The sequence below is a fragment of the Pseudomonas brassicacearum genome, assembly GCF_003732175.1.
GTDB lineage: Bacteria > Pseudomonadota > Gammaproteobacteria > Pseudomonadales > Pseudomonadaceae > Aquipseudomonas > Aquipseudomonas brassicacearum_G.
Genome location: NZ_MOBI01000001.1, coordinates 28,552 through 44,291, shown reverse-complemented (window position 1 = coordinate 44,291; position 15,740 = coordinate 28,552). Strand labels below are relative to the sequence as shown.

The window sequence follows — 15,740 nt, the reverse complement described above, 5'->3', positions numbered from 1 at the left end:
ACGTGGATGGACTGCAAAAAAAAGTCAAAAAATTACCATCCGTACCCGCTGTTTTAGCGGCGTGCCAGCGGATCAGAGAGGCATTCAGATATGACCACCAACGATGTGCACAGCCTGATGAAAGGCGGAGAGATCTTGCAGCGTGACGTGTTCTGCACTCCAGCAATGAGAGCTTTGAGTCTGACCGCTCGCGGTGTCCTTGTTCAGCTCATGGCCCAATGCGACGGAACGAACAACGGCGAGCAGATGGCCACGCACGAGATGGCCAAGGAGTGGGGAGTGAAATCGAAGACAACGCTTGCCATGGTGCTTCGCGAACTGGTCGACGCCAAGCTGATCGTTCAGGCGTACAGCAAGCCAGGTGAGCGCAGTCGATATGGGATCAATTTCCCGCCGTACTCGGACTATCTGAAAACGGTCTGAGCTAGGGGATATTCAATAAACCGATGGAGGGTAATTAGAAAGCAATGCGGCTCTCAAAAAAACGTCTACGGTTTTCGTAGACAATTTTGTCTGAGCTCGACATGAGGTGCTTCATGACTATAGGAAAAAAGCCGGCGTCTAATGCGGGAAAAATTCTGAGCGACTCTAAGTCTACCAAACGCGAAAAAGACGTGGCTGCTAGTGATCTGGCGCAACGAAAAGAAAAGAAAGGTAAATAGTCAGTAGTTGTGTAATTCGAGGGCAAACCACGATATTGAAGTTGGGTCATCAGTCAACACGGAGTTAATTGTGGTCTGCCCCTAGCTTTGCACACTCACCTTGAGCCAAATCTCAAGTCAGCCCCTTCTGGATTTCAAATCCGAAAGGGGGGATGGTCCAGAACTGGACCATCGTCGGTGTACTCAAATCTGAGCACATCTCCACTGCGGCGGGTTTGGTGCCCTCCCCAGCTTTGTTTACCCCCCTTAGAAAATGCATAGGCATCATGCTTACTAAACAACCATTAAAACCAATATAACCATTATTCCAATTAAATCTATCATCCCAAAACACCTAACACTATACACATAGAGCCAGACTCTTAAATAACGAGTATTTGACAATACCCAAAGGACTGGAGCAACGACCACTTCTAACACTACTTAATACCCCTCATATAAAAACCCACAATAGTGCTTTCCGCAATTTTCATGGAGCTAAAGATGATAATCAAGGCAGATCAGAAAGCAGGCTGGCAGAAAATAGGCAGTGTTATATCCGAATATACAAACAAGGGCTTCGTCATAGACGTTTCAGGCACGTGGTGCTTCAACACAAACGAAAGAGATGGGAGAACTTGCGAAGCTGATGGCCGGAGCGGCGCGGGGAATTACTGGCCAATGAAAGTGCCTGGCGAAACAAGTTATATTCTCCACGATCAAGATGCGGTCCTGGGAGAGCTAGTTGGCCGTATCGGAAATAACGGAACGCCATTTAGAATCGGCAAACATCTTTCTGGTGTTTTCGATGCCAGTGACGTTGGCAAAGACATCTTCGTGAGCATGAATCACGGGTGGTACACGGTAAACAGTGACGGCACTATAGAAGTTGGTATTCGGATAAAACCTGACCCACTGCCAGACCCAGTGCAGGAGGGAGAAAAGCGCAAAGAAGAGTATTGGTCAGGGCATTTGCACGAAAAAGACTGGAATCACTAACAGTCCTTTAGAGTGTTGATAAATCGCCAGCAATTATGAGCTGGCACGGCGATTCTATTGAGCGCTCTCCAGATGCACTCAGTTTTGAGTGCATCTCTCTCCCTAGGTAAAAGCCTTGCGATACTCCGCTGCCACAGCGGAATATCGCGATGTGTGACGATTCGGTCTCACTGATCGGCGCAGCTTTCCGCCGACCTGCTGGATGGGTCGAATCTCTAATCTGCCCCTTCTGGATTTAAAAGTCGAAAATTTGGACTGTCCAAAGCTGGGCCTTCTTCGGTGTGCTCAGATCTGAGCGCATCTCTACCGCGGCGTGAAAAAATGGCTTTTGGCCATCTCTTTTATAGCCAATGAATCTAAATATTAAAACGCATATTCGTGAAAGGCGGCTAGCCTCGTAATCGAGCAGCGGTAGTGAAGATGTCACTACGCGCTCTCTTACTTACGATTAAAAGGAAATAACTCCCCATGGAAGGCTTCGCTATCGCAGCGTCTCAGATTCAATGCGTCAATACTGAACGCTGTTCTGCGCTTTGCTTGGCGACCATGAGGAAAAAAGGTTCAGAACTAACCTGGCGTGATATGTAGATTATAAAACGCCGGGCTAATGCTGGAACGTGTCACCCGCAACATTGCTCATGCTGTCGTCGTTTCGTCTTCGAAGAGGCGAGATATGACAATTCAGAAAACACTAAAACTTATGAAAGGAAAATATCTTGCCATATCTCGTCGAATTTCATAACAGAGCCGGGTTCGCCTCGTCCTTCAGCGTCCAGTGGGACGGTGGCGAAACCAATAGAACCAATGTAATCACAGCCGGTGGCGTTGAGAAAATCAACCTTCGCACTTGTGGTGTTCCTGAAGGCACCTCCTGCTGGGCCAGGGCCTACGTTCAGGGCGGGCCCAATCACGACTCGGGTGACAATTTCGACTACAGGGAAGGCGATAGCTCCATCGCCTCTTACTCGATCACCGGCACTACACTCAATCCGTCCTTCAGCCTGGACATCATCGACTAAGCATCCAGCCCCGCCACTTTGCGTGACGGGGCATTTCCTGCACTTACCTCCCCCCATAACGTTAACCCACCGTTATCTAACGTTGGCTTGGCCTGACAGCAGGCTGGAGCAGGCGCATTTAATTGTGATAGTGGCTCACATTTGAGCCGTCTGGACCAAAGTGAGACTCCATCACTTTGCCCTGGCCTCAGCCCCCCTCATCTTATTCTGCCCCTAGGACAGAGATCAGTGAAAACCTCCGAGCATCGACCGAAGAGCAGGACGCCGGCCGCGCCCGGAAATCGCTCGAGCAGTTCGCCAGCGATCACAACAAGGTCATTGCCAGTGTGTACCTGGAGAATGCCAGCGGTGCGACCGCAGACCGGCCTGAGCTGCTGCGTCTGCTCAAGGATGCGCTCAAGGGTGATGTGTTGCTGGTGGAGTCGATAGACCGCCTCTCACGCCTTCCTGTAGAGGACTGGCAGAAGCTCAAGGCTGCGATTGACTCCAAGGGACTGCGCATCGTCGCGCTCGACCTGCCAACGAGCCACCAGGGGATGCAGGACACCAAGGGCGACGAGTTCACCGGGCGGATGCTGGGCGCGATCAATTCGATGCTGGTGGAGATGATGGCCGCAATTGCTCGCAAGGATTACGAGCAGCGCAGGGAGCGCCAGGCGAAAGGTATTGAGAAGGCTAAGGCGGCCGGCAAATACCAAGGCCGCCCGGTTGACGCGGATCTGCAAAACGGGTGCGGGAGCTTCTGGCCGCCGGACTGGGTATCCGTGCTACAGCTAGGCACGCCGACTGTTCGACCACTACTGTACTTCGAATTAAGACATTACTTGATTTGACGCCCTAACCGCCGGTTGCGGTAGTTCTTCTCCGTATTCTCGAATTGTTTGAGCACAACGTTTCCGCATGCTCTGCGATTGGATAAGAGAGACTTCAGCCATTGCCTTATCTATTACTTCTTTTGCCTCAGTGAAAAAACCTGAAAATCGTTCAGCTGCCGCCCAGCGAAGATAAGTTTCCACGCGATGATAGCGTCTTTGATCGCTGGTACCAGCAATCAAAGCAACACCGCTCTGAAAGCGGAATCGCCCCAATTCGGGGTAACCTTCGCCGAACAAATACCCCCCAAATCCTCGACTGTGCATCCCTCTAACGTGGTCGCTAGGCGAGCGCTCAAGACACATCTCCCAGTAATGACAGGCTAGTTCGTGATCCCCTATAGCTCCCAATGCCTTTGCTACAAGCCCAAACTCGGAATCCGAAACGTGATCAGGAAGCTGATCCATAAGATACCTGGCCTGACCTACCAAGAACGCCCTTTGGTCATTGTAGAAGCTAAACATCGCCCTTTTTTCAGGGTTTAAGCCGCTTTCAGCGGTCTCAATTCTATATTTCCTAGATTCGGCATTTACCACATTCAGGCGCGCGAGCACGTCTGTCAGCTGCGATCTAATGGTGCGGCGATTTTCTTCGCCCTTCATGAACAGCGTTATTAAAGAGATCACTAGGCCGGCAACACCTGCCAAGCCGGCTGCGATGGCAGCATAATCCTTAAACACCATGAACAGGTCCTTACGGGGCGAGCCGCACCAAACGATAGAAATGGGTCGTAAAAAGCCCCGCCAGGCTAACCTGTGCGGGGCTTTCTTTTGCCTGCTACTGCCACCCTGCTGTCACAGGATAAATTGCCATTTTGCAAATTAAGCTGCAGGCCTTGATTTATATGGTGTCCCAGGGCAGGTTCGAACTGCCAACCTTCCCCTTAGGAGTTTGAGGGTCCATCAAAGCACCACCCTTTACCAATGTTGTTCAACCTATACAAAACAAGGGTTTAAGCCGATACTTGCCTTCATTGGCTATCACCAATTTACACGAATTTTGATAGCCCATGCTAGCCGGGTGATAGCCCAGAACAGATAGCTATAGGCGCTGATGATCAATGGAAAGGTTCAAACTCACCAAGACCACCGTGGCGGCACTCCCACACCCTGAAGCCGGCAAGCGCTTAACCGTGTACGACACGCAAATTCCCAAACTGGCGGTACGAGTGAGCGCCAGCGGATCAAAGTCGTTCTATGTCGTGAAGCGCGCAGGAACGTCGATGGCGTGGGTGAAGCTCGGCACATTCCCGGACATGACAGTCGAGCAAGCGCGTACAGAGGCCACGCTAATCCTTGGCGAGTTCGCTGCCGGGGCCGACCCTGCAAAAGCCCGGCGCGCTGTGCGGGGCGAACTGACATTCGAAGAGACGTTCGAGCGGTTCCTCGCCGAAAAAAAGAAACGGGATGGCACCCCTCTGAGTGAAAAAACAAAGCGCAATTACGGCGATGTCATGCGCATCTACCTACTTCCGATCAAGAATCGGAAACTGAGTGGAATTACCAGAGCCGAGGTGAAAGCAATCCATGCCAAGGCAAGCAAAGCAAGCCATGCGCAGGCTGATCGTGCCGCCATCCTCATTTCGTCGATATTTAACTTCGCTGCAGACGTTGAGATCTTCACTGGCGTAAATCCGGCCAGCCGCATTCAAAAAAACCCAGCCCCATCACGTGATCGGTTCGCCCAGGCTGACGAACTTCCTCAGCTTTTCGCCGCAATTAACGAGTCGACTTTGAGCGACTTCTTCCTGATAGCCTTACTTACCGGAGCTCGCCGCTCAAACGTACAGACCATGACATGGCGCGACCTTAATCTCGATGAAGGCGTATGGCGCTTGTCGATGACAAAGAACGGCACACCACAAAACGTAACCTTGTCTCCCGAAGCGACCGAAATCCTGCGCATGCGTAAAACACATGCGGAAAAATCACCCTTTGTTTTTCCGGGCACCGGCAAAACCGGCCATTTGGTCGAACCCAAAAAGGCCTGGGCTACCGTTCTGAAGCGAGCTAGCGTCCGTCGCTTGCTTGATCTTTTGCAAGCCGAAGACAAACTCTCCCATGAAGAGAGGCAGAACGCCGACCAACTACTAGCAAAGGCACCAGCCAAGGCAGAAAAACTCTACCGGCCCCTTGCCGATTCGCAGGGTATTCACCTCGCAAACTATGACCTGACCGACCTGCGCATCCACGATCTGCGTCGTACTCTTGGCAGTTGGCAAGCGAAAACAGGTGCGTCACTGGCTATCATCGGCAAAAGCCTGAACCACAAAACACAGCAAGCAACAGCAGTCTACGCTCGACTTGATCTCGATCCGGTACGTCAGTCAGTAAACACCGCAACCCTGGCCATGCTCGCCTCGGCAGGCATAAAGGAGAAAGTCAGTGAGTAAGCCATCTGCCTACCGCCTCCTCCATCGACTAGACCACCGCCAGGCGACTGCTTGGTTTTTCGAACACACCGGTGTGGAGCTGGATCCTGCGACACTGGGACAGGCTTGCATTGATGCCAATACACCTCCAGAGATCGACACCACAAGGCTATACCTCAGAGCCGGCCAACAATCGGTTGCGGCAATCGGAATTCACTCAGTTGTTAGCGCTCACCTCTCCGACCAGTATGCTCCGAGCATCCGATTGGTAGTGGAGTTGGAGGATGGCCTATTGGCAGAGGGCACCGCAGACTTGCGCTCCACTCCCCTACTGTTTCGGCCGGCAGCGATTGAAGATTTGGTGAGTCGCATGGGGGGCGCCTCTCAGAAGAACGAGGTCGAACTATTGCAACATGAACTGGAGCTAGAACGAGCCGCTCGACTTGCAGCAGAAGCATCCCCCAAACCATCACACCTTCTTGTAATCAGCGCATTGCTGGAGTTACTAAAAGCTCCGGTTGAGCATCCACGACTGAACGGAATGCGCCAGAACGCAGTAGTTGAAAGCATTTTGGACCGATTCCCTTTGCGCGGGCTCAGTAAGCGCAATCTGGAGACGATCTTTTCAGAGGCAAATACGGCCCGTAAAGAAGTCGAGTGATACACCGCAAATATGGATGGTAAATATCGACTGCGGTGACGCCTACCGCAGTTGCGGTGAATCGAAGCCTCGATTTACCGATCATAGCCCCATCACACCAGTAAACACGGGGCTTACTTAATGACTACCACAAATATCGAAGCGATCAAACTCGAGATAGCCATCGCTCTCGGCTATGACCCTGCCAAACCCCCACATCAAATTGACGATAAGCAGGCTGCAGCGGCTCTTGGGGTGAGGGTCGGCACACTTGCGGTCTGGCGCTCCACCGGACGATACAATCTCCCCTTCGCCAAAGTTGGTCGCCTGGTGCGATACCGACTGGCCGACCTCGCCAAATTCATTGACAGCCGCACCGCCGGGCACACCGCCTAAACATTCGTGACTGCACAATATTAAAGCCAGCATTCCGCTGGCCCGGAGCTTGGTCGTTTCGGCTGGGAGATGCGTGGTCCGTTATGTGGCTGCGCGGTGGACGCCTCAAGGCGTGCCGGTTCTCCGCCGGTCGACCAGACACCGTCGCAGCTGCTCCCTTGATCGGGAGCCGGAGATCATCTTGAACGCAAAAAATCTCAACACCTCTCTCTCCCCTCGCGGCCTCGCGCTGCATCCACACGTACTGGCGATCGCTGTCAGGCATAACTGCATTGCGGAGTTCCAAGGCGATCTGCGCCACCTCGGCCCAAAAAACATGGGTGGATATCGAATAATTGACGGAAACGGAAAGCTCGTCGCAGGAGAAAACTTTCACCTCAAAGCCGACGATGTCTTCGTCCATTTCGGAGAGCCCGTTCCCGAGGTGAGCCTGTGAACCTAATGGCCGCGTTACGCAGTGATCTGTCTCCACTCGACTGGTAGCTGCGAAATTGCATGGATTTGCACACCGAATTGCATTCGACTTGCACACCCAGTTGCATTCCCACTGAACAGCAGTTGCATCACTTGCACACCTGGGGATCAGGGAGCTGTCTGGGGATCTACAGAATTCGGGGAAAACCATTCGCTAATCGTCAGGCGATTACCCGGAACGTTCTGCTGCATTGACAAACAATGTGAAGGTTCACTGGCGCAAGCACCTCGCAGCCCCTTGTATTTAGCGGGCTTCAGCCCTCATAAATGTGAAATAAAATGTGCACGCAGGCCTTACCGCAGAAACTGGATGCAGTGATCCGTCCTGCTCACTAAGCAAAGAGGTATTGTCCTTAAGGCGGGTTTACGTTGCTAAAGAAAAGATTCCTTTTCTTTGCATTGGATATTTCTGTGCAGAATGGTTGGCTTAGTAAATGAGCGTGATGTCCTCGTTTCGAGCCCGTGCCTCAATGATCTCGATCAACTCATGATGTTTGGGGAGCTCCCGCTTGAGCCAGTTGCTGGGGACAAAGTGATGATTGAGATGAACCGCAGTAGCCTGACCCTCATTGGCCGCGCAGAGCATCACGTGGAGTTCAGGACTGTCGCCGGCCATGGCGGCCGGCACAAATACAACACCTTCATCGGTAATCCCGAAGGATCGCCGCCATTCGGGGTAGCGCTTGTACTCGGGGTTGGAAACAGCAAACCAGCGAATATTGCTCATCTATTTAATCTCGAAGGGCAGCAATGTCGAATACGGCAGAGGGCATCCCTCGACCGCTGCAAAAACTTGATCAAGCACATCCTCAGGGGCATCGAGTGCGCCGAGGATCACATAGAGCTCTGATAGCAGGTTAACCTTGGTCGCTCGCTCGAAACCCGCATCCCCACCAACTGATTCGGCACTATCGAAGGCCTTGGACACCGTGTCTTCGGCAATGAGGTAGCGAGCCCCGCAGTCACAGAGAAAAGGGTGTTTGGCGTTATAGAATTGATCCCGAGCCTCCCAGCCATGCAACCTGATGTCTATAGGTTTCCCGCACTGGGGACAGCAGGTCGGTTGTGCATTTGTAAGATAGAGCATCGGGTGAATACCTTTCTTGGATAGCCCCTTCTGAGTTGGGGGGCGTGATGCGCCGCATTGTCGAATGCCTGATTCAGCCATGTCTAGGAAAGGTACAAATGTTCCTCACGATCAAAGTGTCGGCAGTCGTCAGGCATATCATCTAGGTGCAGCCGTATAACGAACCAAGGCTTTGGACTTACGACTACGGATTCGCGCAATAACAGCACATTGCATACACCAATGACCGGCTCGTATCGCAGCTAAAGGTGCCAGCCAGCAATGACCTCGGTGACACAGCCACTGCATATATGTAGCGTTATTCTCATAGGTCGTCGAAAGACATTGCCCTCCGCGTGCAGACGCTGTGCTCTGCGCATCCGCCAGCGTCAACCGTCGTTTATCGATGCTGCATATTGGGCACCATGAGCCACGGAGCACTCGACTACCAAGCGCTTTCCACTCATGCCCCTCTTTGCAACGAAAAAGGACGTGTTGCCGAACACCTTGATACGCCCCCTTATCCAAACAAACCCCGCCATGGCTGGCAGCAATGACTCGCAGGCGCTCAAATCCTTGGGCTTTCAATTGCTGCTTAGCTCGTTCTTCTGTTGCGCAGCGTTTGCACCATGAACCGCGTAAAATCTCATTGCCCACGGCGTACCAAGTATGTTTTTGAGCGCAGATGAAAGAATAACTCTGGCTCGTCCCCAGATAGGTTTCACTCAGACACTGACCGCCTCGTTTTGCCGCCACCTGTTGGAGCCTTTCCAGGCCATCGGTCAAACGAGCAGTCTGATATCGCTGCCGTTTACCACATACCGGGCAACCAGGATGACGCAAAGCGTTCTTTCCGCTTCGCTGCCACTGATGGCCACAAATACAGGAAAAGGTATACAGGGCTTTTTCACCCAGCCACTCTGTGCAACTGCACATCACACCTTGCAACTGGGCAGTGTCCAGCAAGAGCTGCATGTGTTGCTGAGCGATGCAACTTGGGCAACCTTTGGCTCTCGGGCTGACCAATGTGGAGGGAGTTGTGCTGAAGCGGTGCCCATGGGCGCAAGTAAATTGGTATTTCGCATGCCAACCCGACCACTGGGTTTCATCGCTCGACAACGCCAAACGATCTACGGCTAATCGCAAACGAGTGGAGCGGTCGAGAATGGCATGAAGCTGGGGGCTTTTGGGCATCAAGAGTTTACTTTATCTGACAGGGTCCGAACTGCAGTATCCGGTTACTCAACAAGCCACTTACGGTGAAGCAGCCGGAATAGGTTCACAACCTTCGGCACCATGTGAATAGCGCCTTTGGGGGAAGTATTCCTACGCCTTATCACGCGAATATCAATGCTTGCGCTTATGGTGTTGCGGTTAGCTGCTCACCGCACCTTTTGGGCCGCTGGCAATAAGAGCAGCTCCGCAAGCGGTTTTCATACCGTCCAATGCCACCGGCGTGCCGTCTACTGTGTACGTGCTGCTGCCCTCGGCAATGGGGAAAACACCCTTGCACAGCGGGCAGCTGACTTTGTGACCAACTCCCGCAATCGGCTTCCCGTTTAGGTCGGTTTGGGAGAACGCCTCAAGTACCACTCCACCATGGCTAGTGGAGTCACCCAAGCGGATGATGTCTTTCATTGTGCGACTGCCCTCATCCTGTTTCTATCTTGAATCAACAAGGGCCAATAGCTCCTGTTGATCTCATGCTCTCATCTGGGTATCAGGAGCCAATGTACTTGTAATAAACCGCCAGTTGGCCATTGCTTTCGGAAACTTCAATATGAAGGATGGCCTCACTAGGTGTGCCATCAGCAAAAATGACGCATTCTAATCCGAGTGCTTTGTCGTTTGTTTCGTAGGCATCAATGAAAGGACGCTGTTGCCCGAACGAATCAAAGGCTGTCTCTTCGGGGGCGATGGACAATTTTGTGCCTTTGTCGAAGTAGGCATCGATGGATTCGTAAATTTCATCAGCTACGGCGTTGGTAATCCTAAAATCTTGCTGTAGTGCCTCGGAGTCTCGCAGACCTATGGCTTCAACGAGCTCTTTGGCCTTGGCATATACCTGCTGATTTGTGGGCGTACTCATTTAATACCCCACAGCGATCCAGCCGAAACTGGAGGGTAATCATCCTCGTTAGATATCAGCTCAAAAGCAATCTTGTGAAATCGATCGGTCATTCTGGATATGCTCACGGCCTAGTCGCCGCCCATATAAAGTGGACGGCGCAACGTCAACCAATAAGGTTATTCATACTGCTCAAGTTCTTGCTTGATGGCGCCCAGCAAGTCTTCGGGTGGTACGAGAAGACCTTGTTCATCAGGCGTCGAAAATACTTGGCAGATCCTACCATCACCCTGCATTCCGGGAAGCCAACGCATTAGGAAATCGTCCAACTCAATGGATTTTGCTGTGAACCCCTTCCATTCAGCACTTGCACACAGAGTCGCGAAGTCCTCCTCGGGCCAGAATGGAACAGCTGTTATCTTTCCGGACTCAGCAGTCGCCCACCCATTGTCGAACAAGCCCCAGACGACCTCGAAGTCTGCAACCTTTCGGATGAAGTAGTCGTATCTAGCTTGAGGCTCTAGCTTCAAGATATTTTCGATTTTCTTATGATGAGCAGCCATCAGTACCCTCCGATTTTGTGTTGAGTCTTGTGCAAGTCAGCATCTTGCAACTCCGAATGACGATAGCAGTATCCGTCCTTCGCCTCAGTTCCGCGACCGTGAGCAAGCTCCTTACCCGGTGTTCGAGAATTGCGCGAGTTTCCTGGAAGCCTGATTGAGGTACGGTTTTTGGTTTTAATATGCCGCATCTCATTTCTCACCCAGCCTCTGACCCAACGCGGTTGCTTGGGATCGTCAGCCAGAGCTCTCAGTTTTGCCTGTTTATTAGACCTGCCGTGTGAACCGTCGCAGCAAATTGGGCATAGTAACTTGGCTGCCAAACCAAGAGGATCAGTCCAGAGAGTCGGGTTCTTAGCATAGAGGTAGATGTTGATGTCACCAGCCAACCCAATAGGGTCTTTGCTGATGAACCGTCCGGTCTGCGGATCATAGTACCGGTGCCGGTTGTAATGTAGCCCCGTCTCATGGTCGTGATATTGCCCTTGGAACCGAATGGGATTGATCAGTCTTTGCTGCTGCGCCCACTCAGAACGCTGCTCACGCACCTCCCCCCAAGCCTTGTACTGCGCACTCCAGGCGATGTCGCCATTCTGGTCAGTCAGTTCTTGCGGTGTGCCCAAATGGTCGCACTGATACCAGGCCAGCACATCGAACGGTTGCGCACTCGGCTTGTGATTCCACAGCGGGTCGTCATCCTGGCTGTAGTCGCCACCGTAGTCGGGTAAGTCCGGCAGGTGGATCGACTTGTGCCGCAGAGCCTGGGCCACCGGAACGAAGGTGCCGGGTTCGAAGATGTAGTGCACGGTACGACCGGCGCTGCCATCGAGTTGGGCCGGGCTGCTTTCCCAGGCCAGGTTATCGCCGTCCCAGCCATAAAGGGTGAACCCGCAGCCGTACTCCCGTTGTTTGCGCGCATGTTCGTTGCGGTTCCATTGAGAACCGGCCTCCGGGCGTTGTTTGTAGTGCGCGCTGGAGTTTTTGTGCAGGCGACGACCGAGGGCATCGTAGGCGTAGTCCACCGCCAGGCGGGCGTCTTCAAAGTGCACCAGACGGTCGAACAGGTCCCATTGCATCCGGCTGTGGCTGCCATTGTGCCAACGCTGGATCTGGTTACCGCGCTCATCATATTCGTAGTGAGTACCGGCGTACTCACGCAGCAGGTTATCGAGCAACTTGTTGCGCGGCTGGTCCTGATCCAGCGGTCGTCGGATTTCCGTGGCGTTGTCATTCAGCAGGTTGCTGGCCGGATCGAAAGCAAAGGTTTCCACGCCTAAGCGACTGGTAGCGCTGAGCAGGCGGCCGACCGGATCGTAACGGTAGGCCAGGGGACCACGGCGGCTGTCGTTGATATCGGTCAACTGGCCGGCGGCATCGTAGTTGTATTCGCGCTTGAGCAGCGTGGACTTGTCGTCGCTACGTCCCAGCAGTTGCTCTTGCAGACGCCCGGCCGGGTCCCACTTCTGGGTTTGCAGCAGGCGGTTGCCCTGATGACGGGTGACTTCGCGGTGCAGGTCATCGCGCTCATAGCCCACTAATTCGTGTTCATCCAGGCGTAGACCCAGCAAGTGCCCACTGCCGTAGGTCAGCCAACTGACGCGATGGCCATCCGGACGAGTAGTGGCTATGCGCTGATTGAGTACGTCGTACTCGTGTTGCCAGACTGCAACCATTGGCTTTTCCAGGCCCAAATAGTGCTGGTGCTCGCGCAGCAGGTTTCCTGCTGGATCATAAAACCACTGCAAACGACTCTGCTCGTTGCTGGCCAGTATCAGATTGCCGTTGCCGTCATAGGCGAAGCTTTCTCTTTGGGATTCATCACCTATCCTGGCGCGTCGTTCTGCAAGTCGGCCCGCTCGGTCAAAACTGACTTCGACTACACGCTTACCGTTGACGGTTCTGGCCAATCGACCGCTTTCGGGGTCGTACTGATAGCGGGTATTTCGTCCATCAAAATCTATTTCTTCCAACAAACGACCCACAGGATCGTACTGGAACTGTGTGCGCTGTTCGTTTTCGTTTTCCAGCGCGATCAATCGACCGAGGCGGTCCCAGCGGTAGCGCAGGGTTTGTTCGGCGGCATCAACCCGTTCGGCAACCAAACCAGCGCCGGTGTAACTCCAAGTAGTGCAACGATCCAGGCCATCGACATGAGCCAATAAACGCCCCTCGGCATCACGTTCGAAACGTTCCTCGGTCTTGTCCGGATGTTTGATCAGCGCCAGTTGCCCGGCCTTGTATTGGTACTCGGTGCTCTGCCCAGCCGCGTCGGTAAAGCAGATCATCTGCCCCCGCTCGTTGTACTCCCAAGCACTGGCCTTACCGGAGCAATCGGTGTACTTCACAAGCTGGCCGGCGTCGTTGTATTCGAGTTCTTTTTCGTTGCCGTTGGCGTCCTTGATCGCCGTCGGTAGGCCCGCCGGGTTATAGGCGTACTCGGTCTTGTTGCCTAGCGGGTCGATGGCTTCCACCAAGTTGCCGCCCAGATCATATACTCGCTGCCACTGACCGCCTTCGGCGTCGCTGATCTTGATCAGTTGATCCTGATCGTCATAAGCAAAGTGCACCACGTTGTCATCAGTGTGAATGTGTTCAAGCAAGTTACCGCGTTCGTCGTAGCTGTAGCGGTCGGTACTACCATCGGAGTGGACATGGCGGATCAGGTTCTTGGCATCATCACGGAAGAGCCACTCTGAACGCCCATCGGCATGCCGGATACGGTAGGTGTAGCCAAGGCTGTCGTAGTAGTGCCAGGTTTCGTTGCCGTGAGCATCGGTGACATAGGTCAGGCGGATGTTTTCGTCCCACTCCAGGCGGGTGTCGAAACTGCCGTCATCGGCCCATTCACGCACCGCTTTGGCATCGGCGCCGTGGCCTTGCCATTGCAGGTTCATCCCGCGATCGGTGCGGTCGGTGTAGCGGGTGATCAGGTGATGCTCGTACTGATAACGCCAGGCGGCGCCGTTCTCGTCCTGGGCCAGGGTCAAGTCGCCGTAAGCATCGTACTGATAGCTGCACAGTTGGCGCTGAGGGGCACCATCGCGGATGTCCCAGAGACCAATCAGCCGTCCGTGATCGTCAATCAGTGTGCCGAGGTGCAGATGCACCTTGGTCACGTCGTCCTGATAGGTGATCAGGTCCGACAGCACCGACAGTTCGCCATGGCGATGCTCGTAATGCAGCATGATCCCCGCGCCGTTGCGCAGCACCACGCCGGTCAGCAGGAAACGCTGGCCACGGCGAACGTAAGTTTCCTTGCGCTCGAAGCCACGGCAGAGCAACAACTGATCTTCACTGACGCGGACTAGGGTCAGATTTTCGATAGCGTCGTAGTGAAACAGGCCAACCTTGGGTAGAGGGTAATCATGACTGCGGCCGTCAGCGTCGTGGAAGACTAGACCGTCGTCAACGTTGTCAAAACGGGTGGTGAACGCAGTGATCCAGCGTGCACCGAGTTCACTACAGTCAAAAGCATCGAGACCCGAGCTGTAAGTGCGAGTCCATTCAATGGGAAACGGCCCATCCAAGCTGAAGTCAGTATGGCCAAGGGATTCAGAACCCAAGGCAAAGCTGATGCTGTGATCGGTACAGGGGCAGACTCCGTTCTTCTCGGCACTGGGACGACTTGTTGCAGGTTCCTCGTCTCGACTAACCTCCGTCTTGCCTTCTCCCGCCTTACGTTTTGCCTGGCTGGTCGTGCCGGGTTTGACGTTGCCACCTTGACCATGAGCGTTGCGCAGGCGCCAGGTCGCGACAGCGCCGGCCAGTACCATCAGCAACGCGCCGATGGAGTTCTGAATCTGGGTGTCGCTCAGACGGTTGAGCTGAGTCCGCAGCTCCGGGCCTAGGGCGCGCAACGAAGCCGTGTTAGCCAGTGCCTCTTCCTTCGCCTTGTCAGACAGCAGGTGCTCGGCGGCGCTGTTGGCGACGCCTTTACCGGCGGCCTTGTAGACATTGGCGACAGCGCTGAAGATGTTGCTGATGGCGGCCTTGGGATCATGCAGCAACTGATCGCTGGCGGCGCTCGCCAGTTGTTCCGCCTCGTGCAGATTGCCCTTGGCGTCGAGCTTGCCGTTGAGCACTTTCTCCAGGCCCGTGGCAATCTCGTTGATCACGCTTTCCCCGAGCTTACCGGCGTCGTCGAGGATCTCCTTGAGCTTGGTCTGAGCCTGTTTCACGAAGTCATCGATGGTACCGACGATATCGGCGTTCAGGTGCCCGACCACGATCTCGATCAGCGAATCACCCAATAACATCTTGCCGGCCTGGCTCAGTTCCTGGCGTACCAGAAACAGCGTCGGGCGCAGGCTCATGCGGGCGGCAGCCATGCTCGGCGGCATGGGCAAGACACCGATCAGGTTGATGCCCAGGCTGACCCAATCGAGCACTTCCCGTTTTTGGCTGGTGGACAGGGTAATGATGTCATTCAAGGCATCGACCAGCGCCATGATGTTGCCGACCACCGGCAGCGCACCAGCGACGTTCTTGATCCGGTCGAGGGTGACCACACCGCCGCTGGTGGATTGCAACCATGCGTCGAATTGTGCGGCGCTGCGTCCGACATCCCCGACTTTGATGAGGTTCAGCGGCACGACCGCCACCTGAGGTTCACGTTTTTTTACAACAGCCATTT

At 53.9% G+C, this 15,740-nt stretch carries 15 protein-coding genes and 1 pseudogene; 9 read left to right on the top strand and 7 right to left on the bottom strand.

The window, feature by feature from the left end; translation table 11 throughout:
- The first annotated feature begins 90 nt into the window (after positions 1 to 90).
- The 5 genes and pseudogenes from BK658_RS00235 (at position 91) to BK658_RS00220 (ending at position 3,500) form a co-directional block, all read left to right on the top strand.
- Positions 91 to 423, top strand: coding sequence for a hypothetical protein (locus tag BK658_RS00235; RefSeq protein WP_123580148.1), 333 nt, complete (start codon positions 91 to 93; stop codon positions 421 to 423).
- Between the two features lie 113 nt (positions 424 to 536).
- Positions 537 to 662 (top strand): hypothetical protein, encoded by a 126-nt coding sequence (locus BK658_RS30200; protein ID WP_259740031.1) that lies wholly within the window; start codon positions 537 to 539, stop codon positions 660 to 662.
- Between the two features lie 483 nt (positions 663 to 1,145).
- Complete coding sequence (locus BK658_RS00230; protein WP_123580147.1) at positions 1,146 to 1,640, top strand: hypothetical protein; 495 nt, start codon at positions 1,146 to 1,148, stop codon at positions 1,638 to 1,640.
- 716 nt (positions 1,641 to 2,356) lie between these two features.
- Positions 2,357 to 2,659: a hypothetical protein gene (locus BK658_RS00225; RefSeq protein ID WP_123580146.1), complete on the top strand. Its 303-nt coding sequence runs from the start codon at positions 2,357 to 2,359 to the stop codon at positions 2,657 to 2,659.
- A gap of 224 nt (positions 2,660 to 2,883) precedes the next feature.
- A pseudogene (locus BK658_RS00220) lies at positions 2,884 to 3,500 on the top strand (recombinase family protein).
- On the opposite strand, the gene BK658_RS00215 reads toward BK658_RS00220, so the two are convergent.
- Positions 3,472 to 4,215 carry a hypothetical protein gene (locus tag BK658_RS00215; protein ID WP_123580145.1) on the bottom strand — a complete coding sequence of 248 codons (744 nt, stop codon included), beginning with the start codon at positions 4,213 to 4,215 and terminating at the stop codon, positions 3,472 to 3,474. The pseudogene BK658_RS00220 and the gene BK658_RS00215 overlap by 29 nt on opposite strands.
- Positions 4,216 to 4,592: 377 nt before the next feature.
- On the opposite strand from BK658_RS00215, the gene BK658_RS00210 reads away from it, so the two are divergent.
- The 4 genes from BK658_RS00210 (at position 4,593) to BK658_RS00195 (ending at position 7,375) form a co-directional block, all read left to right on the top strand.
- Positions 4,593 to 5,924: a tyrosine-type recombinase/integrase gene (locus BK658_RS00210; RefSeq protein ID WP_123580144.1), complete on the top strand. Its 1,332-nt coding sequence runs from the start codon at positions 4,593 to 4,595 to the stop codon at positions 5,922 to 5,924.
- On the top strand, positions 5,917 to 6,564 hold the full coding sequence (locus tag BK658_RS00205) for a hypothetical protein (RefSeq protein ID WP_123580143.1): 648 nt from the start codon (positions 5,917 to 5,919) through the stop codon (positions 6,562 to 6,564). Before BK658_RS00210 ends, BK658_RS00205 begins: the two co-directional genes overlap by 8 nt.
- Before the next feature lie 120 nt (positions 6,565 to 6,684).
- Complete coding sequence (locus BK658_RS00200) at positions 6,685 to 6,939, top strand: helix-turn-helix domain-containing protein (protein WP_123580142.1); 255 nt, start codon at positions 6,685 to 6,687, stop codon at positions 6,937 to 6,939.
- A gap of 181 nt (positions 6,940 to 7,120) precedes the next feature.
- On the top strand, positions 7,121 to 7,375 hold the full coding sequence (locus BK658_RS00195; protein WP_123580141.1) for a hypothetical protein: 255 nt from the start codon (positions 7,121 to 7,123) through the stop codon (positions 7,373 to 7,375).
- 465 nt (positions 7,376 to 7,840) lie between these two features.
- Here BK658_RS00195 and BK658_RS00190 read toward each other — a convergent pair whose 3' ends face one another.
- From BK658_RS00190 to BK658_RS00165, 6 genes are all read right to left on the bottom strand, one after another.
- Positions 7,841 to 8,140, bottom strand: coding sequence for a hypothetical protein (locus BK658_RS00190; RefSeq protein ID WP_123580140.1), 300 nt, complete (start codon positions 8,138 to 8,140; stop codon positions 7,841 to 7,843).
- Positions 8,141 to 8,500, bottom strand: a complete 360-nt coding sequence (locus tag BK658_RS00185; protein WP_123580139.1) for a hypothetical protein — start codon at positions 8,498 to 8,500, stop codon at positions 8,141 to 8,143.
- A 1,353-nt stretch (positions 8,501 to 9,853) separates the two neighbouring features.
- A complete protein-coding gene (locus BK658_RS00180) occupies positions 9,854 to 10,117 on the bottom strand; it encodes a PAAR domain-containing protein (RefSeq protein ID WP_123580138.1) in 264 nt (87 codons plus the stop codon).
- An 82-nt stretch (positions 10,118 to 10,199) separates the two neighbouring features.
- Positions 10,200 to 10,568 carry a hypothetical protein gene (locus BK658_RS00175; protein ID WP_123580137.1) on the bottom strand — a complete coding sequence of 123 codons (369 nt, stop codon included), beginning with the start codon at positions 10,566 to 10,568 and terminating at the stop codon, positions 10,200 to 10,202.
- A 158-nt stretch (positions 10,569 to 10,726) separates the two neighbouring features.
- Positions 10,727 to 11,110, bottom strand: a complete 384-nt coding sequence (locus BK658_RS00170) for a DUF2750 domain-containing protein (protein ID WP_123580136.1) — start codon at positions 11,108 to 11,110, stop codon at positions 10,727 to 10,729.
- Positions 11,110 to 15,738: an RHS repeat-associated core domain-containing protein gene (locus tag BK658_RS00165; RefSeq protein ID WP_259740030.1), complete on the bottom strand. Its 4,629-nt coding sequence runs from the start codon at positions 15,736 to 15,738 to the stop codon at positions 11,110 to 11,112. Before BK658_RS00165 ends, BK658_RS00170 begins: the two co-directional genes overlap by 1 nt.
- Between the last annotated feature and the right edge of the window lie 2 nt (positions 15,739 to 15,740).

Coding starts and splice junctions, on each gene's coding strand:
- BK658_RS00165 (WP_259740030.1), bottom strand. CDS start 15,738: ATGGCTGTTGTAAAAAAACGTGAACCTCAGGTGGCGGTCGTGCCGCTG.
- BK658_RS00190 (WP_123580140.1), bottom strand. CDS start 8,140: ATGAGCAATATTCGCTGGTTTGCTGTTTCCAACCCCGAGTACAAGCGC.
- BK658_RS00170 (WP_123580136.1), bottom strand. CDS start 11,110: ATGGCTGCTCATCATAAGAAAATCGAAAATATCTTGAAGCTAGAGCCT.
- BK658_RS00200 (WP_123580142.1), top strand. CDS start 6,685: ATGACTACCACAAATATCGAAGCGATCAAACTCGAGATAGCCATCGCT.
- BK658_RS30200 (WP_259740031.1), top strand. CDS start 537: ATGACTATAGGAAAAAAGCCGGCGTCTAATGCGGGAAAAATTCTGAGC.
- BK658_RS00215 (WP_123580145.1), bottom strand. CDS start 4,215: ATGGTGTTTAAGGATTATGCTGCCATCGCAGCCGGCTTGGCAGGTGTT.
- BK658_RS00210 (WP_123580144.1), top strand. CDS start 4,593: ATGGAAAGGTTCAAACTCACCAAGACCACCGTGGCGGCACTCCCACAC.
- BK658_RS00175 (WP_123580137.1), bottom strand. CDS start 10,568: ATGAGTACGCCCACAAATCAGCAGGTATATGCCAAGGCCAAAGAGCTC.
- BK658_RS00235 (WP_123580148.1), top strand. CDS start 91: ATGACCACCAACGATGTGCACAGCCTGATGAAAGGCGGAGAGATCTTG.
- BK658_RS00230 (WP_123580147.1), top strand. CDS start 1,146: ATGATAATCAAGGCAGATCAGAAAGCAGGCTGGCAGAAAATAGGCAGT.
- BK658_RS00185 (WP_123580139.1), bottom strand. CDS start 8,500: ATGCTCTATCTTACAAATGCACAACCGACCTGCTGTCCCCAGTGCGGG.
- BK658_RS00180 (WP_123580138.1), bottom strand. CDS start 10,117: ATGAAAGACATCATCCGCTTGGGTGACTCCACTAGCCATGGTGGAGTG.